The sequence below is a fragment of the Pseudomonas sp. zfem001 genome, from assembly GCF_032621725.1.
In the GTDB taxonomy this organism is placed as follows: domain Bacteria; phylum Pseudomonadota; class Gammaproteobacteria; order Pseudomonadales; family Pseudomonadaceae; genus Aquipseudomonas; species Aquipseudomonas sediminis.
On record NZ_JAVYJI010000001.1, the window covers coordinates 1241538 to 1254370 of the forward strand.

Below are 12833 nucleotides of genomic sequence, written 5' to 3' on the forward strand. Positions count from 1 at the left end.
CTGGTTGGTAATGAGCTGTAGGTGATTGCTACAGGCCTACGCGCAGCAGACGTTGAACGAGCTTTTCCATACAGTGATATTCAAGGAGATAACCATGAAAGCAAAAATCTGGACCACTGCCGCACTTCTCTCCGTTGCCCTGCTGCCCGGCCTCAGCCAGGCGCGCGATACCGCTCACTTCCTGGACTTCCAGTCGGTGGTCAACGAAGCGACCCAGGCTGGTCGTCTCGACGGTTCGGTGAAGTTCTACCTGAACAAGACTCCGGCTGGCGCCCAGATCATCAACGCCAATGTCACCACCAGCCAGAAGACCAACGCCTTCAACAAGACCGATGAAGCGGCTTGCAGCTGGGCACTGCAATCGGCCCTAATCAAACTGCAAAACTCGGCCAAGGCCGCAGGCGCCAACGCCGTGGTCGACCTGGCCAGCAACTACAAGAACAAGGAATACCGCGACGACAGCAAATACGAATGCCACGCTGGTGCCATCATGGCCGGCGTAGCACTGAAGGCCAAGTACGCCAAGGTGAAGTGACACCACCAAAGGCCACCGTAAAGGTGGCCTTTTCACGCAAGGAAGCCCTCTAGCATGTCGAAACTGCGCATTGCCCTGCCCCTGCTCGCGGCGGCAACACTACTCGGTGGCTGCACCGCTACCCGGGTCACGCCACTAAAAACGGCGGCCGATCAAATGTGCATCCAAGAGAACCCTAAAGTTCAGGTCAGCGACTTCGTGCCCGTGCTGCAAGAAGGCTTTGCCCGACATGGTATCCAGACGCAAATCCACTCGAAGATTCCCAGGGCCGATTGCCCTTACGTGGTGACTTACACAGCTCGCCGCTCCTGGGACATGGCGCCGTATCTGTCCACCGCCGAAATCACCATTCTCGGCCCCCGTCGCCAGACACTGGCCACAGCCAGCTACCACCTGCGCGGTAAGGGCGGTTTGTCGTTGATGAAATGGCAAGGCACCAAGAGCAAGATCGACCCGGTCATCGACGAGTTGCTGGCCAGCGCGCAGTTGAGCAGCACGGCCCAACCTGCCGCACAGGCCCACTCGACAGCCGAGCCACGCAAGAGCCTGGATGAACGCGTGCGTGATCTGCAGCAGCAGAATCTCGGCTATGAGGACTATCAACGTGCCTATCGGCAGCTTCTGCTGGAGCACCAGAGCACGCAATAGGGCTTCTGAACGAGGCACTCAGAGCACGAGTGGCAGGAACATCCAGCTACGGCCCATGTACTGGCGATAAGCATCGCCGAAATAGGCCAGGCACTCGCGTTCCTCGCAGCGCGCCGCACACCACAGCAGCACGCTGGACAGCACCGCCAGCAGCACGATCAGCACATCGATGCGTTTGAAGGCGATACCCCAGGCCAGCAGCAGCAACGAGCAGTACATGGGATGACGGATGTAGCGGAAGATACCGCCCGTCACCAACTGTGACGTGCGTTCGAAGGCGAATAGCTCATCATCCTGACGTTGCGTACCGGCCTGTCCGAAACGGCGCATCTGGTATACGCCAGCGAACAGCACCAACAGTGAAAGACTCAGCAGTACCCAGGATATACGCTGATTCAACTCGCCGCGGTCGCCAAACCAGGACGGCGCATTGAGCACCAGCATCAGCGCCATCGCTTCCCAGGCGAAGAAACGATAGAAACCGTGACTGCGCGGATTGCCCAAGGTGCGCCAGGAAATTCCCACCAGCACTGCGCTGAGCATCACAAAAGCCACCCACTGCCAGATCGTCACTGCATCCTCCCTCTATCCCTGCCTCTGTTACACTGCGTCGCCCGTACGTACCGACCGCCCGCCATGGATCGCACCCAACTGCACACACTGCTGCCGCACCAGGGCGATGCTCTCTGGCTGGATGCATTGGTCGATCACGACACCCTCACTATCCGCGGTCTCAGCGCCTGGCATCATCTCGACAAGCTTGGCGAAAATGCCTCGCCTTGCCTGCTGTTCGAAGCCGCCGCCCAGCTTTGCGCCGCACATGGTGCCCTATACGGCGAAGCGGACGCTATTGAAATGGCCCTGGTCGGCAAACTTTCCCAGCTCAATCTGCACCCGGTCACACGCAGTACAGAGCCGCTAGTGGTCAGCGCCCAGCAGGAGGCGTTGAGTCCGGCTGGCGCTCTCTACGCCTTCACCATCCAGGCCGGCAGCCAACCGCTGCTGGACGGCAAACTGCTGCTGGTGCTTGTCCGTGCTTGAGTTAAGTGACGTCAGCTTCCGCTACCCGGGCGCAGACACCTTCGCCCTGCACGGCATCGACCTGCAACTGCAGGAAGGCCAGTGTCTGGGCCTGCTCGGCAGTAACGGCGCGGGCAAGACCACGCTACTGGCCCTGCTCAGCGATACGCTGGCCCTGCAGCAGGGCGAGATCCGCTGGCACGGCCCGCGCAGCCTGGGCCTGGTGCCACAGCAACTGGCCTTCTACGCCGAACTCACGGTGGCCGAGAACCTCGCACTGTTCGCCGATCTGTATCGCCTGCACGGCGCGCAACGCCGCCAGCGCTTGGAGTTGTGCATCGCCAGCAGCGCCCTCGAAGACAAGCTGCAACGCCGCGCCGCACGTCTGTCCGGTGGCGAGCAGCGCCGCCTGAACTTCGCCATCGGCCTGCTCCAGCCCGCGCGCCTGTACCTGTTCGATGAAGCCACCGTCGGCGTCGATGCCGCCAGCCGGCAGATGCTACTCGATGCCGTTGAGAAGCTCGCCGCCGAAGGGCATGGGGTGATCTACACCAGCCACTATCTGGACGAGGTCGAGCGTGTGGCCGGGCGCATCCTGCTGCTGCACGAAGGCAAGGTGCGCCTCGACGTCGACAAACAGCAACTGCTCGATGGCGGCCACGGCCTGCTGCTGGAATGGCCGGAACAGGTTCCCGCTGGCTTTCAGCAACTGCTCGACCAGCTGCAACTGAGCGCCGAGGCGCTGCCGGATGGTCTGCGCATCGGCAATCTGGACAGCCAGCAATTGCTGGTGATCACCCAGTTCCTCGCCACGCAGCCGAGCCCACCGAGCTTGCTGCGCTTCGGCCGGCCATCACTGGAACAGCTCTACCTGAGCCTCAACGGAGGCCGCCTGTGAGCCCGTTACTGGCGCTGGTGCGCAAGGAATGCTTGCTGCTGCTGCGCGACCCGCATGCACTGGCCGTGCTGTTCATCATGCCGATCCTGTTTCTCGTGCTGATGGCCGCCGCGTTGTCCAACTATCTGCGTGACCAGCCGCCGCCCTTGAGCCTGGTGCTGGAGATCGAGCAAGGCAGCGAAGCCAGCGCGTTCTTCCAGCACGCGCTGCAGGAACAGTTACCGGGCAGCCATCTGCTCGCCAGCAGCGAAGAACCCTTGCCACGCATCAGCCTGGCCAGGAACTTTTCCGAGACCTTGCTGGATACGCCTCACATCGGCCCCACGCTGAGCTTTCCCCCGCGCACCGATGGCCAGACACGCCAACGCCTGCGCGCAGCTCTGAACATCGCCCTGGCGCAGACCCGCCTGCTGGCCTACCTGGAAGACAGCGACGCGCTGGACGCGGGGATGAGCACCGAACAACGCTGGCAACTGATCCGCCAGCGCACCCAGAGCGAGATCAGCGAACGGCAGATGCTGGCCAGCGGCGAACTGAGCGGCAAGGCCAACGCCAGCCAGTTGAGCGTGCCGGCCTGGCTGATCTTCGGCATGTTCTTCGTCGCCCTGCCGATGGCTGGCGGCTTCCAGCGTGAACAGCAGAGCGGCGCCCTGCTGCGCTTTCGTGCGTTGGGCCTGAGCCCCAGCATCCTGGTGCTGAGCAAACTGCTGCCTTATCTGGCGATCAACCTGCTGCAGTTCGCCCTGTTGCTGGCCATCGGCGTATACCTGCTACCGCTGCTCGGCTTGAGCGGCCTGAGCCTGCCGGGCTCGCCACTGGCCTACGCACTGCTGGCACTGAGCCTGAGCCTGGCCGCCTGCAGCCTGGGCCTGCTGCTGGCCTCGTTGGCACGTAGCGGCGAGCAGGCGTTGCTGCTCGGCGGCGGTCTCAATATCATCCTCGCCGCCATCGGCGGCATCATGGTACCCAAGAGCGTGATGCCCGAGGCCATGAGCCAACTGGCGGAAATCTCGCCGATGAGTTGGGCGCTGGACGCCTTCCTGACCCTGCTGGTGGGTCAGGGAACGCTTGCCGACATCGCCCCTGACTGTGCCCGCCTTCTGCTGTTCGCCCTGGTGCTGGGCGGCGGCGGGCTTTACCTGTTCCGCAGACGAGTGCAGCAAACGCAATGGACGACACATTACTAGAACAAGAACTCAAGCAATTGCTGATCCGTGAATGCGACAAGGAAGACGACATCGACTGGCAGAGCATCGCCGATGACGAGCCGTTATTCGGTCAGCAGAGCCGCATCGCCATGGACAGCCTCGATGCCCTGCAGGTCTCCCTGGCACTGCAGCAGCACTATGGCGTGCGCATCGAAGGGGCCAAGGACGGACGGCGTATTCTCAACAGCATCGCCAGCATCGCGGCCTTCATCAGGCAGAAAAAGTGACGCCCATCTATCTCCAGCGCGGCGCCCTGCATAGTGCCCTTGGCACCGACCTGCACGCCGCCAGCGCAGCCCTGCAAGCCGGCCAACTGCCTGTGCCGAGCTCGTTCCAGCTGCATGAACTGCAGCAACCGCGCCCCTACCTGGCCGTAAGCCGCAGCGGTGAAAGCCGCCAGCAGCGCTGCGACCGACTGCTCGGCGAAACCCTGGGCGAACAGCCAGGTGCGCTGGATGACTGCCTATTGATCATCGCCAGCACCAGCCTGGATATCGACGACCTCGAACAGCTGATCGCCGCAGAGGGCGGCTTTCGCTCACAGCACTCGACCTCACTCGACCTGCTGGCCGAAGACCTGCGTCAGCGCTGGGGCTTCGCTGACGCCTTCACCCTCAATACCGCCTGCACCAGCGCGGCCAACGGCCTGCTGTATGGCGCACGGATGCTTGCCGCCGGCCTCTACGAACGCGTGCTGGTACTGGCCTTCGAAACACCCAGCGCCATCGCCCAGCAAGGCTTCGGCGCCCTCGACCTGACCAGCCCGAGCGGCGCCTACCGCCCCTTCCATCCGGAGCGCGACGGCCTGATTCTCGGTGAGGCCTATGCCGCCACACTGCTGGCCAAGGAGCCCGGCGAGGCGCCACTGGCCAAGCTGCTTGGTGGCTTCAGCGCCTGCGATACCAGCAACCTGACCACCACCCGCGAAGACGGCAGCCATATCGACTGGGTGATGCGCGAGGCCCTGCGCAGTGCCAGCATCGATGCCGGACAGATCGGTTTGGTAAAGCTGCATGGTACCGCCACCGGCGCCAACGACCGTGCCGAGAACAATGGCGTACGCCTGCTGTTCGGCGACGCGTTGCCACCGTTGTGCGTGCTCAAACCCTGGCTCGGTCATACCCTGGGCGCCTGCGGCCTCAGCGAAACACTGCTGCTGGTGGAGAATCTCGCCAACCTGCCAAGTGTGGGCTATGCCGCCGAAGCCGTGCTGCCGCTAAGCGCAGAGCCAACCTGCGTGGCAGCGGACAGCCTGCTGCTGGCCAACTTCTTCGGCTTCGGTGGTAACAATGCCAGCCTGATACTGCAACGCTGCGCGGAGAACCAGGAATGAAGCCAGTCATCGCTGCCTGCAGCGTTCGCGGGAATGCGAGCTGCTCCGACAAGGAGCTCAAGGCCGCCCTGGGCCAGTGGCTGGCAGCCCCGCCACGGCGCATCGACCGCATGATCCTGCAAGCACTGCTGTGCAGCGCGCCACTCAAGGCGCATGTGCTTAGCGATTGCGGCCTCTACCTGGCCTCACGCCACCCGGCCCGCGCCACCATGGGTGCGCTGCTCGATGCGGTGTGCGTGCATCAGCGCCAGCCCAAGCCCTTCGAATTCGTCAATAGCGTCAGCAATGCGGCAGGCTTCCACGTCGCCGCCCAATTGGGACTGGAAGGGCCGAACCTGTTTATCGGTGCCGGGGCCAATGTGTGGAAACAGCTACAGATGCTGGCCGCCCTGGACCTGGCCGATGGCGCAATCAGCCAGGCGTTGCTGGTGGTAATCGACGAGGACGGGGATTTTCAGGCGCAGGCTGTGCTGATTGCGGCGCCAACGAAGGCACAGGACTTTGACGAGCTGAGAGCAGGCATCGAAGTGCTGCAACTGCAGTTCTAACCTGGCTTGTTGATGGCATTGGTGGGCTGAAGCCCACCCTACATCAAGCGAACACCGTAGGGTGGGCTTCAGCCCACCGCACCTGCCTCAGCCCTTGCGCTTGGCCCAGGCGCCCAGTTCTTTCATCAGCACCCGCTCCTGCCCGGCGATGCCACGGAGCATCTCGGCAATCGGCCGGAAGTCCGGCGCCTCGCCCTTGCTGCGGCTAGCGCGCACACAGGCCGAGGCGAACTGGCGCCAGTCATCGCCCACCGCCGTCAGGCGCGACGAAGCCTCCTGCAGGCTGGCATCACCGATCTTCTCGCCGGCCTCCTGCAGGAAGCTGGCATACATGAAACGAAAACCCGCACCGCCGGTGCCGATTTCTTCCTGCATGCGCACGATATGGGTGAGGTACAGGAGGTTGTACTTGGCCTGCGCCGGGTCCAGCGACTCGACGCATTTGGCCAGGTGCTGGATGCCGCGAATACCGATCCAAGGCAGCGGCATGCCGTCGAGGATGCGTGAGGTGGACAGCACGCTCTGGCGGATCAGGCGCTCCCAATCCTGCTCCGGCGACACGTCGTCGAGGTAATACATCAGGCCCTTGGCCGCCAGCGCTCCCTTGGCAAAGCGCGCCTTCTGCAGGTCGGCGCTGGCACAACGCACCGGCTCCTCGAACACCGGGTCGCTGAGCAGGTACTCGTCGCCCTCACGCCCGTAGGCCAGCAGGTTGTGCGCATTGAAGTGAAAACGCATCTCCGGCGGAAAATACGGCAGCCAGAACACCGAACTCTGCAACCCTGCCAGGCGCCCGCTATCCAGCGCCGCATCCAGTGCCGTACGGCCCTGCTCGGGGTTGGAAAAGGTACGGCTGGTCAGGCGCACGCCGAGGCGCTTGCTCAGGGTCTTGATCAGGTGCCGCGGCGGCATGCGGTAGGCAATCAGCGGCATGCCACCCAGTTTGACGATGGGCAGGTAGGCGAAGGCCAGACCCGATGCCAGGCCGAATGCCATCGGCTCGCTCATCGGCAGACCGGCATGGGTGAGCAGACTGGCCATGACGCCACTTTCGCAGTGGGCGCTCTGGCGGTGCTGGAACGCAGTCATGGCAACTCTCTCTGGTAGCGACGCAGCTCGTCGACGGTCAGGCCGAAGGCTTCGGCGTAGCGCGCCAGCAGCGACGCGCTCAAGCGACGATAGATTTCCGGGCGAAAGTGCCGACGCACCCGCCACTGCCACAGGCCGGTGATCTGCGACAGCGCCGGCTCGTCCATGCGGTAGCGGTACATCAGGCATTTGAGCGGCGACAGCTCACCACGCTGCCACAACGCCAGGGCCTCGGCCTCCTGCGCCTCCAGCTCGGCGACGGCCAGTTGCGTGGCATAGGATTCAGGGTCCCAGCCGACGCTCTGCGCGCCCTGGTAGTGGCCGCTTTCATCGACCGCGTAAAGCAGCTTGCTGTGCCCACCATAGGCGGAGCCGGGATCCTGCGGAACTTCGTCAAGCTTCATCGCCAACCACCGTCAGGTGCATGAACGCACTGGAAAAGCGCCCGCTTTCGGGCACGTAACAGAGCAGCCGCTGGCCGCTGCGCAAGCGACCACCATTGAACAGTTCTTCGAGGATGATGAAGATCGACGCCGCGCCGGTATTACCCTTGCTGGTCAGGTTGGTGAACCAGCGCTCCATCGGGATCGGCAGGTCGACATTGGCCAGGCCCACGGCCAGCGGCTCGCGGAAGAACTCCGATGAATAGTGCGGCAGGAACCAGTCGATATCCGCCACGCGCAACTCACGGCGCGCCATGATGCGCTTGAGCGCCTCTTCCACGGTAAACTTGACGATGTTCTCGTTGAGCAATTTGACGTTCTGCTTGATCGCCATCACCGACTGCTTCGCGCGGTCGTCGGCGTCGTAACGGCTCCAGCCACGCAGAGTGTCGTCCTGCATATCGGCACCGGCGTACATGCAGGGTTGCATCTGATCGGCGAAGGAGTAGATGTCCAGCCAGTCGATGCGCAGGCTCAGGCCGCTCTGATTCGGGCGATCCTGCAGCAGCACGGCGCCGGCGCCATCGGACAGCATCCAGCGCAGAAAATCCTTCTCGAAGGCGATCTCCGGGTGTTTTTCCAGCTCATCGACGCGGCTTTCGTATTCGGCGTTGAAGTTGCGCGCCTGCATCAGGGTCGAGGCGACCTCCGAACCACAGGCAACGGCCGTGCGGCTCTCGCCACTGGCCACGCTCATCCAGGCGTATTTCAGCGCGGTCATGCCGCACAGGCAGATACCGGCGGTGGTCGCCACCTCGCAGGACGGATTGCCCAGCTCGCCATGCACCATCACCGCGTGGCCCGGCATCACCTGATCCGGCGATGAGGTGCTGGCCACCAGGCAATCGAGCTGGTTCAGCTCAAAGCCGTCGCCCTGCAAGCCACGTATCGCTTCGGCGCTGAGCTGCGCATTGCTCATGCTCGGCTCGCCGGTCGCCGGGTCGATGACATAGTGACGCTGCACGATGCCGTTGCGGCGCAACACCAGCTTGCGCGCGCGCGACGGCTTGCCGCCGACCATGCCCAGGCGTGCTTCCATCTGCTCGTTATCCACAGGCTCGTGCGGCAGGCAGGCGCTGATGCGGTTGATGAATACAGGGGTTACCACGGTCTTACCTCGGGTCACTTCACTCGCCGGACGGGCCGGCAAAGTAGGCCTTCTCTCTCTGGATACGCCCCTTGAACAGCGGCGCCAGCAATTTTTTCAACAGCGCCGTGATCGGCACCACGGTCAGGATCAGGCAAATCAGGAATACGATGTACAGCACCAACCCCGCGCCGCGTCGGCGACTCTGCTGCGGGCCGAGCGCCGAGAGAAGTCGGCTCCACAGGGTGAAACTACGGTTGCCGACCTTTTCGCTGGCGATCAGTTTTTCATCCACTGTCACCGCGCCCAAGCCAGCGAGCATCGGTGTTTCGATGGGCTGTTCATCTGCGAGCAGCCGGCGCGCCATAGCGTCGCCGAAACGGCTGGCCGCCGCCAATTCCCGTTCGTCGATACCAGCACGCGGCACCCAGCTATAGGGCTTCTGCCGGCCGGTGAACATCCACAGCGGCGTGGCCAGGAAACTCGCGGCCGTGCCGCAGGCATCGGTCAGAACCACGTTGTCCACCAGCTTCGCACCCAGCGCCTGCAGGCGCGCCTTGACCTTCTCCTGCGCCATCAGCCACATGTTGCGGCAACCGATCAGCGTGACCACCGGCGTGTTTTTCAGTAAGCGTGCGGCCTCGGGCGAGGCGAGAAAACTGGTGCAGGGCAGCGAGGGCGAGAGGAACCACACCTGATAGGCCAGGATCACCAGGTCGTAGCGTTTGTTGGCGTCCACAGCCAGCGGCAGCAAGGGCTGCGGCTTCATCAGCACGGTTTCCGGGAAGATCCGGAAGAAACCGAGAAAGGGCCAGGGAAAGGGAAAAGGCTGGGCAGGTTGCAGCGTCAGGAAATCCACTTCGATGCCGTCGCACTCGCGCAACGGCGCACAGACCGATTGCGCCAAGCGGTCTAATTGGCCAGTCTGTGAGAAGTGGACGACTAAAACATGACGCATTCGCGGCGCATTCCCTGCAAAATGTGCAAATTATGCCACAGAGACTTCTTCAAACCGTAACCCGCCTGTGCCAACTTTGCCTATTGGTTCCGCTACTCGCTTGCCAGTCGATCCAGGCGGGCGACCTGCTGATCGAGGTGGAAGGCTTACAGGATCAGGCAAATCTGTACCTGGCACTGGTACCTGCCGACCAGCAGGACTGGCAGCCCAGCCTGCACGAACTGCAGGGTACGCAAATACCACTGCGCCTGAGCGATCTGCCGCCCGGTCGCTATGCCGTACAGGTGTTCCAGGACAGCAACGGTAACGGCCAGCTGGATCTCAGCCCGCGTGGCATCCCGCTGGAGCCGGTCGGCTTCTCCGGCAATCCGTCGCTCTTCGGCGGCAAGCCCAAACCCAGCGACAGCCTGTTCGAGCATGGCACGGCGGACAGCATGATCAGTGTGCGCCTGATCCCACCGCGCAAGAACAAGGAACGCTCAGCCCCCGTTGCACCACACGCCGGGGATCGCTAGCGGCCAGGCGGACAGGCCTGGCCGCCCGGCTGCGGCTTACTGGTGATATTGCGCCGACAGCTCGTGCACGGCCTCGAAGAAGGCGCCAGCGTGGGCCGGGTCGACTTCCGGGGTGATGCCATGGCCAAGGTTGAACACATGGCCGCTGCCAGCACCGTAGGCGGCCAGGATGCGCGCCACCTCGGCACGAATCGCCGCCGGCTTGGCGTAAAGCACCGCCGGATCCATGTTGCCCTGCAGGGCGACCTTGGCACCGACACGGGCGCGAGCGCTGCCGATGTCGCACGTCCAGTCCAGGCCCAGTGCTTCGGCGCCGGTGTCAGCAAGGGATTCGAGCCACAGGCCGCCGCCCTTGGTGAACAAGATCACCGGCACACGACGCCCGTCGTGCTCGCGGATCAGACCATCGACGATCTTCTTCATGTAGGCCAGGGAGAACTCCTGATAGGCCGCTGCCGACAGCGCGCCGCCCCAGGAATCGAAGATCTGTACCGCCTGCGCACCGGCCAGAATCTGCCCGTTGAGATAGGCCGTGACCGACTGCGCCAGCTTGTCGAGCAATGCGTGCATGGCTTGCGGGTTGTCGTAGAGCATGGCCTTGGTCTTGCGGAAGTCCTTCGACGAGCCGCCTTCGACCATGTAGGTGGCCAGCGTCCACGGGCTGCCGGAGAAACCGATCAGCGGCACGCGGCCATTGAGCTCACGACGGATGGTGCGCACGGCGTCCATCACGTAACCCAGGTCCTTCTCCGGGTCCGGCACAGGCAGCGCCTCGATGTCGGCCAGATTGCTGACCACCTTCTTGAAGCGCGGCCCTTCTCCGGTCTCGAAGTACAGGCCCTGGCCCATGGCATCGGGAATGGTGAGGATGTCGGAGAAGAGGATCGCCGCATCCAGTTGCGGGTAGCGATCCAGCGGCTGGATGGTGACCTCGCAGGCCAGCTCCGGATTCTTCATCAGGCTCACGAAGTCGCCGGCCTTGGCCCGGGTCGCGCGGTATTCCGGCAGATAGCGACCGGCTTGGCGCATCATCCAGATCGGCGTGACGTCTACGGGTTGCTTGAGCAGGGCACGCAAGAAACGGTCGTTCTTCAGGGCGGTCATGGCAGAGTCCTAGAAAAAAGTGCGGGCATTTTCGCAGAGCGCAAAACAAAAGGCACGGCGGGTGCCGTGCCTTTTGTCCATCGCGACGATATGCCGCGACGATTCACCAGCTGCGATAGGGCAGAAACTTGCCGTTGAGCACGATCTGCACGCGGTCACCCTTGGGGTCGGCGACGCGGGAAATATCCATGCTGAAGTCGATGGCGCTCATGATGCCGTCGCCGAATTCTTCGTGGATCAGCTCTTTGATGGTCTCGCCATAGACGTTGATCATCTCGTAGAAGCGGTAGATCAGCGGATCGGTGGGGACCGCCTTGTCCCAGTGCTTGTGTGGGAATTTCTGCAGCGCAGCGGAGACCTCCTCCGGCAGCTCGAGGGTCTCGCACAGGGCGTCGGCGTTTTCCTTGGGCATGCTGTTCATGCCCAGGCAGGCCGAAGTGGTCCACACCGGCGACATGCCGATGCCCTTGCCGATTTCCGCCCAATCCAGGCCGAGGCGCTCCTTGGCGGCGATGATGGTGCTACGCATTTCTTGCTTATCCATGGTGAAACTCCTTCACGGGGGTCAGAGGTACGACTCTGGCGGCCGCTGCCGGCTCGTCCAGGGCGGGGTTGATTTCGGGCGGGAAGCCTTGCTCGTCGGCCACGGTGCGGCCGCGCAATTCGTGTGAGCGGTTCACCAGGAAGTCCACGAGGTGGTTGCGGATGCGGTAGTACGCCGGGTGGTGAATCACCTGGTCGCGCTGGCGCGGCCGAGGCAGATCGATGCGTACCGACTCGGCGATGCGCGCCTGCGGGCCGTTGGTCATCAGCAGGATGCGGTCGGAAAGCAGGATCGCCTCGTCGATGTCATGGGTGATCATGAACACCGTCTGCCTGGTAGCGCTCCAGATCTTGATCAACTCGTCCTGGATCACCCCTCGGGTCAGGGCATCCAGCGCACCGAAGGGTTCATCGAGCAGCAGCAACTGCGGCTGGGTGGCGAAGGCGCGGGCGATGCTCACGCGCTGGCGCATGCCGCCGGACAGTTGCGCCGGCTTGCGCGCCTCGGAGCCGCCCAGGCCGACCATTTCCAGGTACTTGCGGCTGTGTGCACGGCGCTGCTCCTTCGTCCACTGGGGAAACCGCGCACGCACGCCGAATTCGACGTTCTCCAGCGCGCTGAGCCAGGGCAGCAGGCTGTAGTTCTGGAACACCACGCCGCGTTCGAGGCTAGGCCCGGCGACTTCCTTGCCGGCCATTTCCAGCGTGCCTTCGCTGAAGCTGTCGAGACCGGCCAGCGCATTGAGGATGGTCGATTTACCACAACCAGAGTGACCGATGATGCAGACGAACTCGCCCTGGTCGAGACCGAAGCTGACGTCCTCGAAGACTGTCAGCGGCTCGCTGCCGGGTTGCGGGAAACGTTTGGCCAGGCGGCGGGCATCGAGAAAATAGCGGGACATGA

Annotated in this window: 17 protein-coding genes; 9 read left to right on the forward strand and 8 right to left on the reverse strand. The window is 63.3% G+C overall.

What is annotated here, in order from left to right; all coding sequences use genetic code 11:
* Positions 1-94: 94 nt before the first annotated feature.
* Positions 95-535 carry a hypothetical protein gene (locus tag RTH74_RS05830; protein ID WP_017363378.1) on the forward strand — a complete coding sequence of 147 codons (441 nt, stop codon included), beginning with the start codon at positions 95-97 and terminating at the stop codon, positions 533-535.
* A gap of 54 nt (positions 536-589) precedes the next feature.
* Entirely contained in the window at positions 590-1183 is a 594-nt protein-coding gene (locus tag RTH74_RS05835) for an Sbal_3080 family lipoprotein (protein ID WP_316914058.1), read from the forward strand.
* 18 nt (positions 1184-1201) lie between these two features.
* Here RTH74_RS05835 and RTH74_RS05840 read toward each other — a convergent pair whose 3' ends face one another.
* Complete coding sequence (locus RTH74_RS05840; RefSeq protein WP_316914059.1) at positions 1202-1756, reverse strand: methyltransferase; 555 nt, start codon at positions 1754-1756, stop codon at positions 1202-1204.
* Between the two features lie 63 nt (positions 1757-1819).
* Here RTH74_RS05840 and RTH74_RS05845 point away from each other — a divergent pair, with 63 nt between their 5' ends.
* Genes RTH74_RS05845 through RTH74_RS05870 form a run of 6 tightly spaced genes read left to right on the forward strand, consistent with a single transcriptional unit; the run spans position 1820 to position 6190 of the window.
* Entirely contained in the window at positions 1820-2224 is a 405-nt protein-coding gene (locus RTH74_RS05845) for a beta-hydroxyacyl-ACP dehydratase (protein WP_316914060.1), read from the forward strand.
* Positions 2217-3101, forward strand: a complete 885-nt coding sequence (locus tag RTH74_RS05850; RefSeq protein ID WP_316914061.1) for an ABC transporter ATP-binding protein — start codon at positions 2217-2219, stop codon at positions 3099-3101. The genes RTH74_RS05845 and RTH74_RS05850 overlap by 8 nt, the downstream gene beginning before the upstream one ends.
* Positions 3098-4288, forward strand: coding sequence for an ABC transporter permease (locus tag RTH74_RS05855; RefSeq protein ID WP_316914062.1), 1191 nt, complete (start codon positions 3098-3100; stop codon positions 4286-4288). The genes RTH74_RS05850 and RTH74_RS05855 overlap by 4 nt, the downstream gene beginning before the upstream one ends.
* A complete protein-coding gene (locus tag RTH74_RS05860; protein ID WP_074676408.1) occupies positions 4270-4536 on the forward strand; it encodes an acyl carrier protein in 267 nt (88 codons plus the stop codon). The genes RTH74_RS05855 and RTH74_RS05860 overlap by 19 nt, the downstream gene beginning before the upstream one ends.
* Entirely contained in the window at positions 4533-5642 is a 1110-nt protein-coding gene (locus RTH74_RS05865) for a beta-ketoacyl synthase N-terminal-like domain-containing protein (protein WP_316914063.1), read from the forward strand. Before RTH74_RS05860 ends, RTH74_RS05865 begins: the two co-directional genes overlap by 4 nt.
* Positions 5639-6190 (forward strand): hypothetical protein, encoded by a 552-nt coding sequence (locus tag RTH74_RS05870; protein ID WP_316914064.1) that lies wholly within the window; start codon positions 5639-5641, stop codon positions 6188-6190. The genes RTH74_RS05865 and RTH74_RS05870 overlap by 4 nt, the downstream gene beginning before the upstream one ends.
* Positions 6191-6277: 87 nt before the next feature.
* On the opposite strand, the gene RTH74_RS05875 is transcribed toward RTH74_RS05870, so the two are convergent.
* Genes RTH74_RS05875 through RTH74_RS05890 form a run of 4 tightly spaced genes read right to left on the reverse strand, consistent with a single transcriptional unit; the run spans position 6278 to position 9767 of the window.
* Positions 6278-7279, reverse strand: a complete 1002-nt coding sequence (locus RTH74_RS05875) for a BtrH N-terminal domain-containing protein (protein ID WP_316914065.1) — start codon at positions 7277-7279, stop codon at positions 6278-6280.
* A complete protein-coding gene (locus RTH74_RS05880) occupies positions 7276-7683 on the reverse strand; it encodes a hypothetical protein (RefSeq protein WP_316914066.1) in 408 nt (135 codons plus the stop codon). Before RTH74_RS05880 ends, RTH74_RS05875 begins: the two co-directional genes overlap by 4 nt.
* Positions 7673-8830, reverse strand: a complete 1158-nt coding sequence (locus RTH74_RS05885; RefSeq protein ID WP_316914067.1) for a beta-ketoacyl-ACP synthase III — start codon at positions 8828-8830, stop codon at positions 7673-7675. Before RTH74_RS05885 ends, RTH74_RS05880 begins: the two co-directional genes overlap by 11 nt.
* Positions 8831-8849: 19 nt before the next feature.
* Positions 8850-9767, reverse strand: a complete 918-nt coding sequence (locus RTH74_RS05890; RefSeq protein WP_316914068.1) for a dialkylrecorsinol condensing enzyme — start codon at positions 9765-9767, stop codon at positions 8850-8852.
* A 32-nt stretch (positions 9768-9799) separates the two neighbouring features.
* On the opposite strand from RTH74_RS05890, the gene RTH74_RS05895 reads away from it, so the two are divergent.
* Positions 9800-10282 (forward strand): DUF2141 domain-containing protein, encoded by a 483-nt coding sequence (locus RTH74_RS05895; RefSeq protein ID WP_316914069.1) that lies wholly within the window; start codon positions 9800-9802, stop codon positions 10280-10282.
* A 36-nt stretch (positions 10283-10318) separates the two neighbouring features.
* Here the strand turns inward: RTH74_RS05895 and hemE are convergent, their stop codons facing one another.
* From hemE to RTH74_RS05910, 3 genes are all read right to left on the reverse strand, one after another.
* Positions 10319-11386 (reverse strand): uroporphyrinogen decarboxylase, encoded by a 1068-nt coding sequence (gene hemE, locus RTH74_RS05900; RefSeq protein ID WP_316914070.1) that lies wholly within the window; start codon positions 11384-11386, stop codon positions 10319-10321.
* A gap of 103 nt (positions 11387-11489) precedes the next feature.
* Positions 11490-11930 (reverse strand): cyanase, encoded by a 441-nt coding sequence (gene cynS, locus RTH74_RS05905; protein ID WP_021487807.1) that lies wholly within the window; start codon positions 11928-11930, stop codon positions 11490-11492.
* Positions 11923-12831, reverse strand: coding sequence for an ABC transporter ATP-binding protein (locus RTH74_RS05910; RefSeq protein ID WP_316914071.1), 909 nt, complete (start codon positions 12829-12831; stop codon positions 11923-11925). The genes cynS and RTH74_RS05910 overlap by 8 nt, the downstream gene beginning before the upstream one ends.
* Positions 12832-12833 lie beyond the last annotated feature (2 nt).